The organism is Marinobacter sp. UBA3604, assembly GCF_002375325.1.
Taxonomy (GTDB): Bacteria; Pseudomonadota; Gammaproteobacteria; order Pseudomonadales; family Oleiphilaceae; genus Marinobacter; species Marinobacter salarius.
In genome coordinates, this window is sequence record NZ_DFMB01000041.1 from 127,032 (window position 1) to 143,829 (window position 16,798).

General features: G+C 59.1%; 18 protein-coding genes. 11 read left to right on the plus strand and 7 right to left on the minus strand.

Translation table 11 applies throughout. The features are described from left to right. Nucleotides 1-100: 100 nt before the first annotated feature. From trxB to B2590_RS12345, 6 genes are all read right to left on the minus strand, one after another. Entirely contained in the window at nt 101-1,051 is a 951-nt protein-coding gene (gene trxB / locus B2590_RS12320) for a thioredoxin-disulfide reductase (RefSeq protein WP_041334269.1), read from the minus strand. Between the two features lie 164 nt (nt 1,052-1,215). Next, the gene (locus tag B2590_RS12325) at nt 1,216-2,127 is read right to left on the minus strand and encodes an AAA family ATPase (RefSeq protein ID WP_036205316.1); all 912 of its coding nucleotides are present in this window, start codon (nt 2,125-2,127) and stop codon (nt 1,216-1,218) included. 7 nt (nt 2,128-2,134) lie between these two features. Then, entirely contained in the window at nt 2,135-3,058 is a 924-nt protein-coding gene (locus tag B2590_RS12330; RefSeq protein WP_075196223.1) for a carbon-nitrogen hydrolase, read from the minus strand. Beyond that, nucleotides 3,055-4,089 carry an agmatine deiminase family protein gene (locus B2590_RS12335; protein WP_286810334.1) on the minus strand — a complete coding sequence of 345 codons (1,035 nt, stop codon included), beginning with the start codon at nt 4,087-4,089 and terminating at the stop codon, nt 3,055-3,057. The genes B2590_RS12330 and B2590_RS12335 overlap by 4 nt, the downstream gene beginning before the upstream one ends. A 92-nt stretch (nt 4,090-4,181) precedes the next feature. Next, nucleotides 4,182-4,490, minus strand: coding sequence for a hypothetical protein (locus B2590_RS12340; RefSeq protein WP_036205318.1), 309 nt, complete (start codon nt 4,488-4,490; stop codon nt 4,182-4,184). A 156-nt stretch (nt 4,491-4,646) separates the two neighbouring features. Beyond that, on the minus strand, nt 4,647-5,234 hold the full coding sequence (locus tag B2590_RS12345) for a PilZ domain-containing protein (protein WP_036205319.1): 588 nt from the start codon (nt 5,232-5,234) through the stop codon (nt 4,647-4,649). 114 nt (nt 5,235-5,348) lie between these two features. Between B2590_RS12345 and B2590_RS12350 the strand changes: the two genes are divergently transcribed. Further along, the gene (locus B2590_RS12350; RefSeq protein ID WP_036205320.1) at nt 5,349-6,590 is read left to right on the plus strand and encodes a lipoprotein-releasing ABC transporter permease subunit; all 1,242 of its coding nucleotides are present in this window, start codon (nt 5,349-5,351) and stop codon (nt 6,588-6,590) included. Continuing rightward, nucleotides 6,583-7,293: an ABC transporter ATP-binding protein gene (locus B2590_RS12355; protein ID WP_036205321.1), complete on the plus strand. Its 711-nt coding sequence runs from the start codon at nt 6,583-6,585 to the stop codon at nt 7,291-7,293. The genes B2590_RS12350 and B2590_RS12355 overlap by 8 nt, the downstream gene beginning before the upstream one ends. On the opposite strand, the gene B2590_RS12360 is transcribed toward B2590_RS12355, so the two are convergent. After that, entirely contained in the window at nt 7,281-7,853 is a 573-nt protein-coding gene (locus B2590_RS12360) for a DUF2062 domain-containing protein (RefSeq protein WP_036205322.1), read from the minus strand. The genes B2590_RS12355 and B2590_RS12360 overlap by 13 nt on opposite strands. 95 nt (nt 7,854-7,948) lie before the next feature. Between B2590_RS12360 and B2590_RS12365 the strand changes: the two genes are divergently transcribed. The 9 genes from B2590_RS12365 (at nt 7,949) to murB (ending at nt 16,771) form a co-directional block, all read left to right on the plus strand. Continuing rightward, complete coding sequence (locus B2590_RS12365; RefSeq protein WP_286847952.1) at nt 7,949-10,330, plus strand: DNA internalization-related competence protein ComEC/Rec2; 2,382 nt, start codon at nt 7,949-7,951, stop codon at nt 10,328-10,330. Between the two features lie 92 nt (nt 10,331-10,422). Continuing rightward, nucleotides 10,423-11,049, plus strand: a complete 627-nt coding sequence (locus tag B2590_RS12370; protein ID WP_007155358.1) for a MotA/TolQ/ExbB proton channel family protein — start codon at nt 10,423-10,425, stop codon at nt 11,047-11,049. A 5-nt stretch (nt 11,050-11,054) separates the two neighbouring features. Next, entirely contained in the window at nt 11,055-11,480 is a 426-nt protein-coding gene (locus tag B2590_RS12375) for an ExbD/TolR family protein (RefSeq protein WP_036205324.1), read from the plus strand. Then, nucleotides 11,473-13,248, plus strand: coding sequence for a lipid A export permease/ATP-binding protein MsbA (msbA, locus tag B2590_RS12380; protein ID WP_286810331.1), 1,776 nt, complete (start codon nt 11,473-11,475; stop codon nt 13,246-13,248). The genes B2590_RS12375 and msbA overlap by 8 nt, the downstream gene beginning before the upstream one ends. Beyond that, complete coding sequence (gene lpxK, locus B2590_RS12385) at nt 13,245-14,255, plus strand: tetraacyldisaccharide 4'-kinase (protein WP_286810330.1); 1,011 nt, start codon at nt 13,245-13,247, stop codon at nt 14,253-14,255. The genes msbA and lpxK overlap by 4 nt, the downstream gene beginning before the upstream one ends. Nucleotides 14,256-14,265: 10 nt before the next feature. Continuing rightward, on the plus strand, nt 14,266-14,454 hold the full coding sequence (locus B2590_RS12390; RefSeq protein WP_286810329.1) for a Trm112 family protein: 189 nt from the start codon (nt 14,266-14,268) through the stop codon (nt 14,452-14,454). A gap of 12 nt (nt 14,455-14,466) precedes the next feature. Further along, complete coding sequence (kdsB, locus tag B2590_RS12395) at nt 14,467-15,264, plus strand: 3-deoxy-manno-octulosonate cytidylyltransferase (RefSeq protein WP_286810328.1); 798 nt, start codon at nt 14,467-14,469, stop codon at nt 15,262-15,264. Further along, nucleotides 15,261-15,740 (plus strand): low molecular weight protein-tyrosine-phosphatase, encoded by a 480-nt coding sequence (locus tag B2590_RS12400; RefSeq protein WP_286810327.1) that lies wholly within the window; start codon nt 15,261-15,263, stop codon nt 15,738-15,740. The genes kdsB and B2590_RS12400 overlap by 4 nt, the downstream gene beginning before the upstream one ends. Further along, nucleotides 15,737-16,771: a UDP-N-acetylmuramate dehydrogenase gene (gene murB, locus B2590_RS12405; RefSeq protein ID WP_286810326.1), complete on the plus strand. Its 1,035-nt coding sequence runs from the start codon at nt 15,737-15,739 to the stop codon at nt 16,769-16,771. The genes B2590_RS12400 and murB overlap by 4 nt, the downstream gene beginning before the upstream one ends. The last annotated feature ends 27 nt before the right edge of the window (nt 16,772-16,798 follow it).

The window sequence follows — 16,798 nt, forward strand, 5'->3', positions numbered from 1 at the left end:
CCATGGCTCCGCACAGTTTCAGACATCCGGTTCCACCCGCCTTTTCGGGCCAGGGAGTTGCCTGCCTTGGGCCATTCCCGAATAAGGTCCTCAGTTAAGCTTAGTCTTGGTCGAGGAACTTTTCCGCGTCCAGCGCTGCCATGCAGCCGAAGCCTGCAGATGTCACGGCCTGGCGGTAGACGTGGTCGGCTACGTCGCCGGCGGCGAAGACGCCGGGGATGCTGCTCTGAGTGGCCATGCCTTCCAGGCCGGAGCGGATTTTGATGTAGCCGTTTTCCATATCCAGCTGGCCCTGGAACAGGTCGGTGTTGGGTTTGTGGCCGATGGCGATGAAGACGCCGGCCAAGTCCATTTCCTGGGTGGATTCGCCCTTGGTGCTTTTGATGCGCATGCCGGTGACGCCGGTGCCGTCGCCGAGGACTTCGTCCAGGGTGTGGTCCCAGATGATGTTGACGTTGCCGTTTTCGGCTTTTTCGAACAGTTTGTCCTGCAGGATTTTTTCAGCACGCAGGCTGTCGCGGCGGTGTACCAGGGTGACTTCGTCGGCGATGTTGGAGAGGTACAGCGCTTCTTCGACGGCGGTGTTGCCGCCGCCGATGACGGCGACTTTCTGTTTTTTGTAGAAGAAACCGTCGCAGGTGGCGCAGGCGGAGACGCCCTGGCCCTTGAATTTTTCTTCCGAGTCCAGGCCCAGGTACATGGCGGAGGCGCCAGTGGCGATGATCAATGCATCGCAGGTGTATTCGCCGCTGTCACCCTTGAGGCGGAAGGGACGGTTACGCAGGTCGGCTTCGTTGATGGTGTCGTAGACCACCTGGGTCTCGAAGCGCTCCGCGTGTTTGAGCATACGTTGCATCAGCTCAGGGCCCTGTACGCCATCGTTGTCGCCCGGCCAGTTGTCCACGTCGGTGGTGGTGGTCAGCTGTCCGCCCACTTCGATACCGGTGATCAGCGTGGGTTTCAGGTTGGCACGGGCGGCATAGACGGCAGCGGTGTAGCCGGCGGGGCCGGAGCCTAGGATGATCAGTCTGGAGTGCTTGGTTTCGCTCATTGTGGTTCTCTCGCTAACGAATCTGGACGTGTTGCGCTGGCCGCGTTTTCACGTAATCGGTACGTTGGTCCGGGGGCTGGCCCGGAGGAAAAGGGCAAAAGGCTAACATGAACAGGATTGGTTTCCAGTTGTTTTGCCCAATTCATTCCATTAAGTGATGCTATCTATTCAATGACAGAGACGGAGGTCAGAAGTTGCCTTACTCTCTCCGCGCTCTTTCCGGACTCGCCCTGTTCCAGGCGGTGTTCGGCGACCGCCGGAAAGACCGCCTGGATGTCGTCCGGTAGGACATGGTGGCGCCCATCCATCAGGGCCCATGCCCGTGCGGCGCGGACCAGGCCGAGACCCGCCCTGGGCGACAGGCCGTACAGCAGGCCGGGCATGCGCCGGCTCTGTTCCAGCAGGCGTTGTACGTAGTCCAGCAGCGCCGGGCTGGTGGACACCCGGTTGACGGCGTCCTGGAGGGTTTGCAGGTTTTCCGAAGAAAGCAGTGATTGCAGTCTGTCGGTCATGACCCGGCGGTCTTCACCTTCCAGCAGTTCCCGTTCGGCGCGCGGGTCGGGGTAGCCCAGCCGTATGCGCATCAGAAACCGGTCAAGCTGGGATTCCGGTAACGGGTAGGTGCCTCCCTGCTCGATGGGATTCTGTGTGGCGATAACGAAGAACGGGTGGGGCAGGGGGCGGGTTTCGCCTTCGATCGAAACCTGCCGTTCCTCCATGGCTTCCAGCAATGCACTCTGGGTTCTGGGAGACGCGCGGTTGATTTCATCAGCCAGGACAACCTGCGCGAAGATCGGTCCGGGATGGAACACCAGGCTGCCCGCCTGCTTGTCGTACATGGAAAAACCAAGCACGTCCGCCGGTAACAGATCATTGGTAAACTGGATGCGCTGGTAGGTCAGGCCCATGACCTTGGCTAGTGCATGGGACAGGGTGGTTTTGCCCATTCCCGGAATGTCTTCAATCAGCAGGTGGCCCTTGGCCAGCAAGCCGCAGAGTGAAAGCCGTACCTGGTGATCCTTGCCCAGCAGTATGCTGTTTAACTCGCGGATAACCGTGTCGGTCAGTTTTTTCATGAAGTGCTTAGTCCCTTACCCGCTTGAGAATGTCACCGTAGGCGTCGATGCGCCGATCCCTGAAATACGGCCAGATGCGACGAATCGATTCACTGCGAGAGCGATTAATGGTGGCGGACAGTAGGGTTTCCGACTTGTCGTCGGCACGGGCCAGGAATTCTCCCTGGGGGCCGCAGATGAAGCTGTTGCCCCAGAAACGAATGCCGTCAGAGTTGCCTGAAGGGTCTGGTTCCGTGCCGACTCGGTTTGGCGCGATGACCGGAAGGTTGTTCGCAACCGCATGGCCGCGTTGAACGGTTACCCAGGCATCCAACTGGCGCGCTTGTTCCTCCGGGTCGTCGGTGACGTCCCAGCCAATGGCCGTGGGATAGATCAATACCTCTGCGCCGGCCAGGGCCATCAGGCGGGCGGCTTCTGGATACCACTGGTCCCAACACACCAGCACACCCAGCCGACCCACGGAGGTGTCAATGGGGGTGAAGCCGTTGCGGCCGTCGTTGAAGCTGGCGTCGCCCGGGGTGAAATAGAATTTTTCGTAGAAGCCGGGATCGTCGGGAATATGCATCTTGCGGTAGAGGCCGGCGATGTTTCCATCCCGCTCAAAAACGACGGCCGTGTTGTGGTAGACGCCGTTCATTCTCCGTTCAAAGATAGACCCGACGAGAACGATGCCAAGTTCCGCCGCCAGAGCGGATAGCCGACGACTGGTCGGGCCGGGAATCGGCTCGGCGAGTTCGAATACCGAGGTGTCTTCGGTCTGGCAAAAGTAGAGCGTGGCGTGCAATTCCTGCAGGACGACGAGTTGGGCGCCGTCCGTAGCCGCCTGGCGGATCAGACGTTCGCTGGTTGCCAGGCTGGTATCCTTGTCAGCGCTGCATTGCTGCTGAATGGCGGCAATGGCCAGATCGGCGGATTGAGGAATCTGAGTCATGCGCCTACAACCCCTGCCGGTATCTGCATGGTGACGCAATGCAGGCTGCCTCCCTGCGTGATCAGTGGTCGGCAGTTCACCGGAATCACTTCCCGCTCAGGGAAAACGTTCGACAGGGTGGCCAAGGCGTCTTCATCCTGAGGCACCCCGTAAACCGGTACCAGCACGGCGCCGTTGATGACCAGGAAATTGGCATAGGTTGCGGGAAGGCGCTCGCCGTCTTCGTCATGGATGGCATCCGGCCAGGGCAGCGGGGTCAGGCGGTAGGGCTGGCCGTCAGCCTGGTGGAATTGCTGCAGCTCCTCCTCCATGGCCGCCAGGGCGCTGTAGTGCTCGTCGCTGACGTCCGGGCAGGCCACGTAACAGATATGGTCGGGGGCGCAAAAGCGCGCCAGGGTGTCGATATGGCTGTCAGTGTCGTCACCGGCAAGGTAGCCGTGGTTCAGCCAGAGGATGCGCTCGGCGCCCAGTGTTTCCGACAGCAGGTGTTCAATACCGGCTCGATCCATGGATGGATTGCGGGAAGGCGTCAACAGGCATTCGCTGGTGGTCAGCAAGGTACCTTTACCATCGGATTCGATAGAGCCTCCCTCGAGAACGAAGTCGACCGGTATCAGCGGTGTCGTGCCAAAGCTGCGAAAATTCGACAGGTGGCTGTTCAGGGCATTGTCCTTTTCCCAAGGGAATTTTCCGCCCCAGGCATTGAACCTGAAATCCAGTAATTCGTGGCCCTCGCCACGGCTAATGGCTAGGGGCCCATGGTCGCGTGCCCAGGTATCGTTTGCCGGGGCAGGAACGGCCGCAACGCGGCCGGGCAAACCGTTCTCCTGAGCGAACTGATTAAGTTCCCTTTCCAGCTCCTGCAAACGGAAAACATGCTCACAGCTGAGTAATACGTGCTGAAAGCGCAAGACGGTCTGCGCGATCTCCATAAACACCGGCTCGACATCGGCAAGGATGTCGCTCCAGTCCGTTCCGGGGTGGGGCCAGGTAAGCATGATGGCACTTTGGGGTGCCCACTCGGCGGGCATCACAGGTCTGGAAGTCAAGTTGTGAACACCTTATCCAAAAGCCGCCATTCTAACGAACGAGCGGGGTTGCGTCAGGATATGCAGAGGATTTTTTAGCGGCTGGGCTTCAGCACCGCATGGATCACCCGATCGGCTTCAAAGTACACGACAAAATCCGCGTAGTGCCATTGTGATATGGGTGGGTTGCCCACAGGCCCGGAGGTGCGGATCGGGTTGCCCCAGCCGTTGCGAACGCTGGACTGACTCATGCCAGTACGTGGAAGGTTTTCCTGTGCGCCGCGCTCAGCCTGCGACATCACTGGAACCCGAACCTCTTCCGCCACCGCGGTGGCAAGCGGGGCTACCGCCAGTCCTGAGAGGGCTGCGGTGGCGCAAACGGCTTTTATGGTGCGGTTTTTCATCAGTGACTTACTCCCTGGGATCGTCGTATCCGATTGAACGGGGTTGCCTGGAAAATCTGGAAAGTGCCGTGGATGGTACTCGCCAGACATTGATAAAACGTAATATCCACCAAAGACTAACAAAAGTCAGCCCGAATTCGATGATTTGTGGACCGTTTACTCTTTCTGTCGCTGGCGGATCTGCCATCGCATCACGTGGCGGGCGATTTGCTGTCGGTCGCTGTCCTGAATGTCGGTAAATTCCGTATGAACCCTGCCACCGCCGCTTTTGTCAGGTACAACGTCGATGACTCTGGCAGTCGCCACTGGCTGAAACAGCTCCGGTGGCAGCGTCATTCTCAGGGCCAGTTGGTCACCGGCGGAAAAACGGTTGGTGGAGCTGTGGAACGACAGTCCGCCTTCACTGAGTGTGACGTCCTGCCAGTCCCCAGGTTGCAACGGATTTTGCTCAAAGGCCATAATGCGCGCCAACGTATCCAGCTTCCCGTTCAGAGACTTGATCAGCGAGGTCAGCAGGCGGTCACGTTCTGCCAGGTTGGCGAGCTGTGCCCTGACATCCTGGTCCAGGCGTCTGAATTCCGAACGCAGGCTCTCCATGTGATTGCCGTTAAAGGGGTTTTCCCGATTAGCTTCACCAGGACCCAGCGTTCGGATTTCCAGGCCAATATGGTCACTGATGCGAAAGTAGTCCCTGCGATCAGAAGGATTATTCGCCGGGTTATTGTCGGGTGTCGTTTCAGACATCTGGGCTCCATAACGCGGTATTATTGTTTCCTGATAGCAGTTTAGCAGCTTCCTGACGGTCCGTATCGCCGCAGGATTTTCGACAGACCAGAAGGCAGCGACAGGCTCCTCCCAATGTTCAGACCCTTATCACTGTATGTCGGCTTGCGGTACACCGCGGCCAAACGACGTAATCACTTCATTTCGTTCATTTCCCTGACCTCCATGATTGGCCTGATGCTGGGCGTGGCTGTCCTCATCATCGTGTTGTCGGTGATGAATGGTTTCGACCGTGAGCTCAAGCAGCGGATTCTGGGCATGGTGCCTCACGCTGTGATCCAGGGTAACCCTGATCTTGATGACTGGCAGGAAGTGGACCGGAAAGTAGAGCAACACCCATCGGTGATCGCTGCAGCGCCCTTTATTCAGGGGCAGGGCATGGTCACGGGTGGCGGTGACGTTCGCGGCGTCATGCTCAATGGTGTACTGCCAGAGCAGGAGCGGAGCGTTTCCATCATTGAAAACCATATGATCGAAGGCGGGCTGGACGATCTGAAGTCCGGAGAGTTTGGCATCATTATTGGCCGGCAGATGGCCGCCAGCCTGCGCCTGCAATTGGGTGATCGGGTCACCGTGGTGTTGCCGGAAGCATCGGTAACTCCAGCCGGGGTATTGCCGCGACTGAAGCGATTCACGGTCAAGGGCGTATTCAGCGTCGGGGCGGAACTGGATGGCAACTACACCCTGATTCATATGGATGATGCATCAAAGCTCATACGCACCGACGGCAAAGCCCAGGGCGTGCGCCTTCTGGTGGACGATCTGTTTCAGGCTCCGAAAGTGGCAGAAGAAGTTGCGCGCCAGCTGAGCGGTCGCCACTTCATATCTGACTGGACCCGAACCCATGGCAATCTGTTCCAGGCCATCCGCATGGAGAAGACCATGATCGGCCTGCTGCTGATGTTCATCGTCGCTGTGGCCGCGTTCAACATTGTGTCGACACTGGTGATGGTGGTTACCGACAAGACAGCCGATATCGCTATCCTGCGCACGATGGGCGCCACACCCGGGCGAGTGATGCGGATCTTCATGGTTCAGGGCGCGGTGATTGGCATTACCGGCACCCTGGTGGGCACAGCGCTGGGCATTCTGGGTGCCTACAACATCAGCGGGTTTATTGCCTGGCTGGAGGCCTTTATGGGGCATCAGTTCCTGAGTGCAGACGTCTATTTCATCAGTTATCTGCCGTCCCAGCTGCAATGGCAGGACGTGTGGATCATCAGTGGTGCCGGCCTCGCCATGAGTCTGTTGGCAACGATCTATCCAGCGTGGAGAGCATCCCGCGTCGACCCGGCAGAGGCCCTGCGATATGAGTGATTCAGCAACCATGAACGATGACAGGTCATTGGTGATCAACTGCGAAAAAGTAACCAGAACCTATAACGAAGGGCCGGGAAAGCTGACGATTTTCTCGGACATTTCGCTTCAGGTATCGGCCGGCGAATCGGTAGGCATTGTTGGCAGCAGTGGTGCTGGCAAAACCACGCTGCTAAACCTGCTCGGGGGGCTGGATAAACCTTCTTCGGGTCATATTGATATCTGCGGGCAGGATATTCACCGGATGAGCGAATCCGGCCGGGCGCGTTTTCGCAATCGTCACTTGGGGTTTGTTTACCAGTTCCATCATCTGTTGCCGGAATTTTCGGCCCTGGAAAACGTCATGATGCCGGGTGCGTTGGGTGGCCGTGGCGTTCGCCAGGCCTCGGAACAGGCAACCGCCATTCTCGAACGTGTCGGGTTAGGCGCGCGTCTGGGGCATAAACCCGGAGAACTGTCTGGTGGTGAGCGTCAGCGGGTGGCGATTGCCCGCGCCCTGGTGAACGAGCCCGAGTGCGTCTTGATGGATGAGCCCACTGGCAATCTGGATGAGCAGACCGGGGAAAGCGTCCGCGAGCTTATCGAGTCGCTCAGGGACCAGATTGGCATTGCGTTCGTGTTGGTCACCCACGATATGGCCATGGCCAGGAGCCTGGGGCGGGTGCTTCGGCTGGAGCAGGGTGAACTGTTTCAGGAGCTTTGATGGGCGTCGGCGCCCGGCTTGGACTTGCGGGTGGCCCGGCGGTGGCGTATTCGAAGTAGCTGGCGCTCCCGCCAGTCGCTGCGGACCTTGCGCCGCCACAGGAATTGAATGACCAGATAGGCAAGGCAGGCCGAGCAGGTGGCCACCAGTACCGAGCCCAGGTAGAGAGGGATGCCGATATCCATCAGGCGGCCGCTGAGCCACGACCAGGACAACTGGATCTCGAAGTTCAGTACCGGTCTGTCCAGTATCCAGGCTCCAATCTTGTAATTGAAGTAGAACATCGGTGGCATGGTCACCGGATTGCTGATCCAGACGAGCACTACCGAAAGCGGCAGGTTGGCGTTGAACCAGATGGCGAAGAAGGCAGCGGCAACCATCTGGAACGGCATCGGTATAAATGTCAGGAAAATACCGACCAGGAACGCCCTGGCGACGCTGTGGCGATTGATGTGCCACAAGTTGGGTTCATGAAGGATATCTCCGAGGAAGTGCAGCGACTCGATCGAGCGCACCCGTTCCGGCGTTGGTAGATAGCGTTTCATGAACTTCTTTGGCATTGGGAAGTTCTGCCTGCTCGGGATAATGGTTCCGGGGTATGGCGGCTCCCGGAATTGACCAACTATCAGGAGGACAAGGATTGTCCGGAAGTTTTATGGCCAGGGTCGGCCTCGTGGGCTTCGCCTGCGGCGTTATCTTACTGTATAGCTTGGCGGTCTTGCCACCTTTGCACTGGCTGATTTCCGCGACACCTATCCCGTTTGTCGCGATACTTCTCGCCAGGTCTCCGCTGTTCAGGGCGGTCGCAGTCCTGCTTGCTGGTGGGATTGTTGGCCTGGCCTGGGCGGCGCTGCAAGCGGACGGCCGGCAGCAGTCGGTGCTACCGACGACACTGGAAGGCTTGGAACTGGACGTCTCGGGGTATCTTTGTGATGTCCCATCCGAAGGCAGCTTCCGTAGCGTCCGTTTCGCCTTTTGCGTGACTCAATGGCATCTGCCCGAAGGCGACAGTACCTTTTCCGATGAGGATTTGCCGGATCGGTTGCGACTCGCCTGGTACGGCGATGAGGCCACGACCAGGCCCGGTCATCGGCTGATACTCACGGTTGCGCTCAAGCGCCCCCACGGTGCCGTGAATCCGGAGGGGTTCCGCTACGAATCCTGGCTGTATCGGAAGGGGTTTGGTGCCACCGGCACAGTCCGCGAGCTTTCCCGCTCAGACCACCTTGAGTGCCCGTTTCGTTGCCGGTATCACCGCTGGCGGGGAGAACTGGTGGACGCTGTCTCGGGCAGGCTGTCTGATGCGCGCCATTTCCCATTAATAACGTCCCTGATGATGGGCTACCGCGGGCATATGCAGCCCGAACACTGGGACGTTCTGAAAGCTACCGGAACCATTCACCTGGTTGCTATTTCGGGTCTGCATCTGGGGTTGATTGCCGCTGGGGCAGGCTTCCTGTGCCGCCGCCTGCTGCTTTGTCTTCCTGAACGTCGAGTATCGCCTGCGGCACTAAGAATCCAGGTTTTCCTTGTGGTCGCCAGTGCGAGCATCGGGTATGCGCTTGTGGCCGGGTTCTCCGTGCCCACCAGACGGGCGCTTATTATGGTCATCATCGCCGGGTGGGTTCTCGTTGGCGCCCGGCAAACCGGGGTTTTTACGGGGCTGCTGACCGCGCTGGCCCTGGTGTTGTTAAGTGATTCGTTTTCGCCCCTGGACCAGGGGTTCTGGCTTTCTTTCGGCGCCGTGATGGTTCTGGTGTTGCTGTTTGCCCTCCGTGTTGGCAGGACTGGTTGGCTCACGGGGCTATTGCTGGCCCAAGTGGCCGTCTTTGCCGGGCTCTGGCCGATATTATCCACCCTGGGGCAGCCTCAGCCTGTGCTCGGTCTGGTAGCCAACCTGTTTGCCATTCCCTGGGTATCGCTGGTGGTCATGCCGTTATTGGTCGTGGGAGCTTTTGTACTGGTATTGCTCCCCTCTGCCGATGCCCTGGTGATTGGCGTGCTGGATGCCGTTTTTGGGGTTCTGTGGCAGGGGCTTTTCTGGCTCGCGAACGTTGATCTTGTGCTGACGGTGCCCGCCCCATTGCAGGTTGCGGGATTTTCCTTGGTGGTTCTGGTGGCTCTGCTGGTCCCTTTCAACGGGTTTCGGAAGGCGGCTGCCTGTGTCACGTCGTTATGGATTGCCATGATCGTGTTTCGGGGCGAGGGGATGGAGGGGACGAACGAGACGGTCGCCCACCCTGAAATCTGGGTATGGGATGTCGGCCAGGGGCTATCCGTCCTGCTTCGCGAGCGGGACCGGGTGCTGCTCTACGACACTGGCCCGGCACTGGAGGGTGTCTACTCGTCGGTGGAGTCGGTGCTGATTCCCAATCTGAATGCTCTGGGCGTACGCCGCATTGATACCCTGGTAATCAGCCACGGCGATGGTGACCACGCCGGAGGGCTGCCATTGCTTTTCGAGCGATTCAAAGTCGGGCGGGTTGTTACCGGCGAACCCGGGAGAGTTGCAGACAAGTTGCCCGTAGGCGTAATGGTTGAGCCCTGTTCTGGCCAGGTGGATGTCAAGATGGGCGATCTGGAGCTGGAACTCTGGCAAAGCCGGGGCAGGGTTGAGGGTAATGACGCGTCCTGTGTGCTGACAGTATCGTCGGTTGTCCCGCCCGTTGAGGTGGTGTTGCCTGGCGACATAACCCGCCGGGTGGAAGAGGAGTTTATGGCCCGGGCCGACCATTATCGGAATGATACCGACCGCTATCGGGTTGTGCTGGCACCCCACCATGGCAGCAAAACGTCCTCATCGGAACCTTGGGTCGCCCGGATGGCTCCGAATCTCGCCGTAGTCAGTGCTGGCTACCGGCACCGTTTCGGTCATCCCCATGCAGACGTGGTTGAACGGTATCAGTCCGTTGGCAGCGATATCGCCAATACCGCTACCTCCGGCGCGATCAGGCTGGTTCTGGAGCCGGGTGGAGTGATAACCACAAAGGCAAGGGCCGCGACCCCGTTCTGGATTCGTAAACCCGAAACTCCCTGAACAGAGTGTAAAAACCGTGACATTCCGGGTGTGGCCTACACCGGCAGCTATGCTAAAGTAGCGCGGCTTGTAAACAATCAGGGAGACCAAGCGTGTTCGAGCTTTTGAAAGCCGGTGGCATCCTCATGGTGCCGATTCTTGCCTGTTCCATTCTTGCCCTTGCCATCATTCTAGAGCGCTTCTGGACGCTCAGACCGTCCAGGGTAACGCCTCAGCACACCATCAACGAACTGTGGCGGTGGATCAAGAAAAAGGAGCTTAACGGGCGCAAGCTCAAGGCACTGCAGGGGTCGTCTCCCCTGGGGCGGATCCTGGCCGGCGGGTTGATGAATGCCAAACATGGTCGCGAGATCATGAAGGAAAGCATTGAGCACGAGGCGAGTCAGGTCATTCATGAACTGGAACGTTTCCTGAACCCCCTCGGGACCGTTGCGACCATTACGCCTCTCCTGGGCCTGCTCGGGACCGTGATCGGCATGATCAAGGTGTTTGCAGAGATCCAGCTCGCCGGTGTAGGCGATGCCGGTAATCTGGCCGGGGGCATTTCGGAAGCACTGATTACGACGGCTTCGGGCCTGAGCGTGGCCATACCAGCACTGATCTGCCACCGTTACTTTATTCGACGTGTCGATGAGTTGGTTGTCGGCATGGAGCAGGAAGCCATCAAGCTTGTGGAAGTGGTGCATGGCGACCGCGAAATTGACGTGGAAGGAGCCTGAACACTGTGAAGTTCAAGCGTCAGAGAAGTCAGGAAGTCGGGGTAGACCTGACGCCACTGATCGATGTGGTCTTCCTGCTGCTGATATTCTTTATGGTGTCCACCACGTTTACCCGTGAGAGCCACCTCAATATCGAATTGCCGGAAGCCAACGGTGAGCGGTCGGAATCCGAGGCGGAGTTGATTGATGTGGTCATCAACGCCGAGGGCCAGTACATCCTCAACGACCGAACCCTGGTGAATAATCGTCGGGAAACCCTGGAAAGGGCGGTTAGTGAACTGGCACAGGACAACACGTCTCTGCCGTTCATCATCACCGCGGATGCCCGTACCCCTCACGAGTTCGTCGTGCGTGCCATGGATGTGGCGGGTCGTCTTGGTTTTGCCAAACTCAGCATCACCACCGAACGAGAGGCGGAAGGCAGTGAGTGACGCCACGTCGACAGCCGAAGAGTCACACCAGCCGGCATCCAACTGGGGAACCTACAAACGCCTGTTGGCTTACGTAAAGCCTTTCTGGCTGGCGTTCTCGCTCGCCGTGGTTGGCAATATCATCTACGCAGCGGCCTCCACCGGTATGGCTGCGGCGATGGAATACGTCATCACGGCACTGGAAAACCCCACCGACAAGAACCGGATTCTGCTGACGTTGCTGATTGTCGGTGTGTTTGCCTTTCGCGGTGTCGGCACCTTCATGAGCCAGTATTTCATCAGTTACGTTGGGCGGCAGGTTATTAACGCTCTGCGCCAGCAAGTCTTCGACCGTTTGCTGAGCCTGCCGTCCCGCTATTTCGATGAGAACGCTTCCGGCCGTCTGGTTTCGAAGATCACATACAATGTTGAGCAGGTGGCAGATGCCACGACCAACGCCGTGACCATCACCCTCAGGGAAGGGCTTACCATCCTGGGTCTGCTGGGCTTTATGATTTACACCAACTGGAAGTTGACCCTCGTATTCCTGGCCGTGGGGCCGTTGATTGCCCTGGTGGTCAGCTACGCGAGTAAGCGCTTCCGCAAAATCAGCAAACGTATCCAGGGGTCGATGGGCGATATTACCCATGCGGCTTCCGAGTCCATCAGTGGCTATCGGGTGGTTCGTACCTTTGGCGGCGAGCACTATGAGCGCGACCGCTTCCGCAAGGTCAGTGAGAAAAACCTGGAGCAGAGCCTGAAGATGGCTTCCACCCAGGCCATCAGCATCCCGGTTATCCAGGTGCTGGTGGCGATTGCCATCGCGGCACTGGTGTGGACCATGCTGGCGCCGGAGATCCGTGGCGAAATGAGTACCGGCCAGCTTGTGGCCTTCATTACCGCCGCAACAACCATGGCCAAGCCTATTCGCCAGGTAACGTCCGTACATGCCAAGATCCAGCGTGGCGTTGCCGCTGCCCACGACGTCTTCGGAACCATGGACGAGGAACCGGAACACGATCCGGGCACCTACGCGCCGGAACGGGTTAACGGCAACATTGAATTTGAAAGCGTGTCCTTCCGCTATCGTGACCAGTTGGACGACGTTCTCAAGGATATTTCCCTGAACATACCCGCCGGTCAGAGTGTTGCCCTGGTCGGGCGTTCGGGCAGTGGCAAGTCGACACTGGTCAGTCTTTTGCCTCGTTTCTACGAGTACACCGGTGGGGATGTCCGTCTGGACGGCCACTCCCTGAAAGAATTCAGCCTGGAAGCCCTGCGCTCACAGATTGCGCTGGTGACCCAGAACGTGGTTCTTTTCAACGACACCATTGCGGCCAACATTGCCTATGGCGCACTCCGCCACTGCAGTCGCGAGCAAATCACTGATGCAGCGGCCAAGGCCCATGCGCTGGAGTTCATCGAGCGTATGCCGGAAGGTCTGGATACCATGATTGGTGACAACGGCGTGATGCTTTCCGGCGGCCAGCGCCAGCGACTGGCCATTGCAAGGGCCCTGCTGAAGAACGCACCGGTGCTGATCCTGGACGAGGCTACATCGGCCCTCGATACGGAATCGGAACGGCACATACAGGATGCACTGGAAACCGTCATGCAGGGTCGTACAACGTTGGTCATTGCCCACCGGCTATCAACCATTGAAAAGGCGGATCGCATCCTGGTGATGGATGGCGGCAGAATTGTCGAGTCCGGTCGTCATGATGAATTGCTGGCCCAGGATGGCGCCTACGCCCAGCTCCACCAGATGCAGTTCAGCGAGCAGGCATGACTACGCTGGTGGAGCGGGTATGGTACAGCGGCAGGCGCCCCCTGTGGCCGTTGTATCCGCTGGTCTGGCTCTACCGCACCATTTCTGAAAACCGTCGCCGCCGGGCCTGGCAGGCGATGAACGAACGCATTCCGGTTCCCGTGGTGGTGGTGGGCAATATCACCGCCGGGGGCACAGGAAAATCCCCGCTGACGGCCGCTCTCACCAGTCTGCTGAAGGACCAGGGGTGGCAGCCAGTGATCCTGAGCCGTGGCTACGGTGGCAAGTCTGATCGCTATCCGCTGTTGGTCAACGCTGACACCGACGCCAGGATCGCCGGTGACGAGCCGGTAATGCTGGCCGCGCAATCGGGATGCCCGGTTGTGGTGGACCCGGATCGCAGACGGGGTGCCCTATGGGCACTGGAGCAAGGGCTGGGTACCATTCTGGTGTGCGACGACGGGCTCCAGCATTATCGGCTTCCCCGGGATATTGAACTTGCCGTCTTCGATGCGGCCCGTGGTGTCGGCAACGGCGCCCTGATCCCTGTTGGCCCCTTGCGTGAACCTCTGACGCGGCTGGAATCCGTCGATTTCGTGATCACCAATGGTGGCCTTCTCGACGAGCTCGAGCATGAGCACCAGTTCAACATGACGCTGGCGCCGACTGAGCTGCGAAACCTTGTGACCGGGGAAGTGCTGTCTCCGGAGTGCCTTGAGGGCCGGCGCGTGAGGGCTGTGGCGGGAATCGGTAATCCCGGCCGGTTTTTCGATACACTGATGGCGTTGGGGGCTCAGGTCAGGCCTCTTGCGTTGCCGGACCATCATCGTTTTACGACCGCCGACCTGCACTCCGAAGACGGCGAATGGCTGGTGATGACCGCCAAGGATGCGGTCAAGTGTCGTGGGATTGCCCCGGACAACACCTGGGCCCTGGCTGTCACGGCGAGCCTCCCCGAAGCGTTTGCCGAGGCGTTCGTGGCCCGCGTCAATGACTGCAACCAATCGCTGGATACAATGACATTGTGAGAACCGCACCATGGATAAAAAACTGATGGCCCTGCTGGCCTGCCCGGTATGCAAAGGTGACCTGAAGCTGAACGATGCCAAAACCGAACTTGTCTGCTATCAGGATGCGATGGCCTTTCCGATTCGCGAGGGGATACCGGTGATGCTCGCCGCCGAAGCCCGGACGCTGACGACCGACGAGCGACTCCACAAACGCTGACAGGAAGCCTGTATGTCCTACACCGTCGTTATCCCGGCACGTTATGCCTCCACTCGGTTGCCTGGCAAGCCCTTGGCAGACATTGCCGGCAAGCCGATGATTGAGCATGTCTATGAGCGGGCGTGTGAAAGTCAGGCTGGTCGTGTGGTGATCGCCACCGATGACGAACGCATCGAGGCCGCCTGTGCCGACTTCGGTGCAGAAGTGGTGATGACCTCCGCCAACCATGCCAGCGGTACGGACCGTCTGGAAGAGGTGGCCCGAAAGCTGGGGTTTGGCCCGGACAACCGGGTTGTCAATGTTCAGGGGGATGAGCCCTTGATCCCACCGGAACTGATCGACCAGGTGGCGGAAAACCTCGAAGCCCATCCCGATGCAGCCATCGCCACCCTCTGCGAGCGGATTCCGGACGCAACCAGTGTGTTCAACCCCAATGTTGTGAAAGTGGTGTTCGATAACCGGGGCATGGCCCACTACTTCAGCCGGGCGCCGATTCCCTGGGCCCGGGATGCGTGGCAGGACGGTGGCGACACCGCCGCGGCGCGGCCGCTACCGGAAGACAGCAATTACTATCGTCACATTGGCATCTACGGCTACCGCGTCAGCCTCCTGCGGAATTTCGTGACCTGGGCGCCAGCCCCGACCGAAGTCACTGAATCCCTGGAACAGCTGCGGGCACTCTACAATGGCGCCCGCATTCACGTCGAAGAAGCGTGCCGGATGCCACCCGCGGGCGTGGATACCGCCGAGGATCTAGAGCGTCTGCGGCAAATCATGATTACCAGACAAAAGGGGGCAGGACACCCATGAAGCCGGAAGTAAACGTACTGTTTGTCTGTCTTGGCAACATCTGCCGTTCGCCCAGCGCAGAAGGTGTCTTTCGCCAGGTGGTTCAGCAGTCCGGGTTCGAAAGTCGCATTGCCATCGATTCCTGCGGCACCGGCGACTGGCATGTGGGTAAGGCCCCGGACGGACGCGCCATGGCCGCCGCGGGCAAGCGCGGAATCGATATCAGCGATCTCCGGGCCCGCCAGTTCCAGGCGCCGGATCTGGGCCGGTTCGATTACGTGCTGGTGATGGACCGTCAGAATCTCGCGGATGTCAGGGATATCTGGCAGCGACATGGCGGGACCGAGCCGGCATTGTTTTTGAGATTTGGTCGGTCTGGTGAAGAGGAAGTGCCGGACCCATACTACGGTGGCGATCAGGGTTTCGAACACGTACTTGACCTGATCACCGAGGCTAGTGAAGGCCTTCTTGATCATATCCGGGAGCGGTTGGTGTGACCCATTCCGGGGAGATCAGGGAGAACGTGTCCCTGGGGGCCATGAACAGTCTTGGTATCGAGGCGAGAGCGCGGTACTTTGTGTCGGTAACCTCTGTCAAGGCGCTCCGGAGAGCGCTGGAGTGGGCATCGGAAACGTCGGTTGAACCGCTCCTGCTCGGAGGCGGCAGCAATCTGGTGTTTGCCGGCGATTTCCCGGGGCTGGTGATTCGTATCGCCATCGCCCGCCGGTGCTGGGAGCGGGTAAATGGCGACGAGGCCACATTGGTACTGGGTGCTGGTGAAAACTGGCACGAAAGTGTGTTGTACGCGGCCTCAGCCGGCTACAGGGGCATCGAAAACCTGGCGCTGATTCCCGGCACCGTCGGGGCAGCACCGGTTCAGAACATCGGGGCTTATGGCACTGAGTTGCAGGACACCCTGGTGGATATCCGGGCTCTGGATCGGCACACTGGCAACGAAGTGGTGTTGACCAACAGCCTGTGCCATTTCAGCTATCGCGACAGCGTGTTCAAGCATGAACCCGGGCGTTACGTCATCACTGAGGTTCGTCTACGGTTGGCCCGCACCCGCCCATTTTCACTGGATTACCGTGACCTCCGCGACTATTTCGATGGGCAGGACCCGAACGATCTTGCTCCCCTTGATGTGGCCAATGCCGTCATGGCGGTTCGTCGTCGCAAATTGCCTGATCCGGAACAGCTCCCAAATGCCGGTAGCTTCTTCAAGAACCCGGTAGTACCACTGGAAACCTGGGAATCGCTGAAGCAGAAGCATCCGGAGATCGCTGGCTACCCCGGTGATGACAATGCCAAGGTGGCGGCTGCGTGGCTGATCGACCAGTGTGGCTGGAAGGGGTACCGTAATAGAAGGGTTGGCGTCCATAACCGTCAGGCATTGGTGCTGGTGAACCATTCGAATGGCAGTGGCCAGGACGTGTTGGCATTGGCCAACCGTATCCGGGAAGATGTTGAAGCCCGCTTCGGTATTGCGCTGGAAATGGAGCCGGGCGTGATCGGTTCATGCCCATAGGGCAGGCCTGAACCGATCACGCTCGTT

Bases quoted from the DNA above. Each gene is read 5' to 3' on its own strand.
- trxB (WP_041334269.1), bottom strand. From the start codon at position 1,051: ATGAGCGAAACCAAGCACTCCAGACTGATCATCCTAGGCTCCGGCCCC.
- B2590_RS12325 (WP_036205316.1), bottom strand. From the start codon at position 2,127: ATGAAAAAACTGACCGACACGGTTATCCGCGAGTTAAACAGCATACTG.
- B2590_RS12330 (WP_075196223.1), bottom strand. From the start codon at position 3,058: ATGACTCAGATTCCTCAATCCGCCGATCTGGCCATTGCCGCCATTCAG.
- B2590_RS12335 (WP_286810334.1), bottom strand. From the start codon at position 4,089: ATGCCCGCCGAGTGGGCACCCCAAAGTGCCATCATGCTTACCTGGCCC.
- B2590_RS12340 (WP_036205318.1), bottom strand. From the start codon at position 4,490: ATGAAAAACCGCACCATAAAAGCCGTTTGCGCCACCGCAGCCCTCTCA.
- B2590_RS12345 (WP_036205319.1), bottom strand. From the start codon at position 5,234: ATGTCTGAAACGACACCCGACAATAACCCGGCGAATAATCCTTCTGAT.
- B2590_RS12350 (WP_036205320.1), top strand. From the start codon at position 5,349: ATGTTCAGACCCTTATCACTGTATGTCGGCTTGCGGTACACCGCGGCC.
- B2590_RS12355 (WP_036205321.1), top strand. From the start codon at position 6,583: ATGAGTGATTCAGCAACCATGAACGATGACAGGTCATTGGTGATCAAC.
- B2590_RS12360 (WP_036205322.1), bottom strand. From the start codon at position 7,853: ATGCCAAAGAAGTTCATGAAACGCTATCTACCAACGCCGGAACGGGTG.
- B2590_RS12365 (WP_286847952.1), top strand. From the start codon at position 7,949: ATGGCCAGGGTCGGCCTCGTGGGCTTCGCCTGCGGCGTTATCTTACTG.
- lpxK (WP_286810330.1), top strand. From the start codon at position 13,245: ATGACTACGCTGGTGGAGCGGGTATGGTACAGCGGCAGGCGCCCCCTG.
- B2590_RS12390 (WP_286810329.1), top strand. From the start codon at position 14,266: ATGGATAAAAAACTGATGGCCCTGCTGGCCTGCCCGGTATGCAAAGGT.
- kdsB (WP_286810328.1), top strand. From the start codon at position 14,467: ATGTCCTACACCGTCGTTATCCCGGCACGTTATGCCTCCACTCGGTTG.
- B2590_RS12400 (WP_286810327.1), top strand. From the start codon at position 15,261: ATGAAGCCGGAAGTAAACGTACTGTTTGTCTGTCTTGGCAACATCTGC.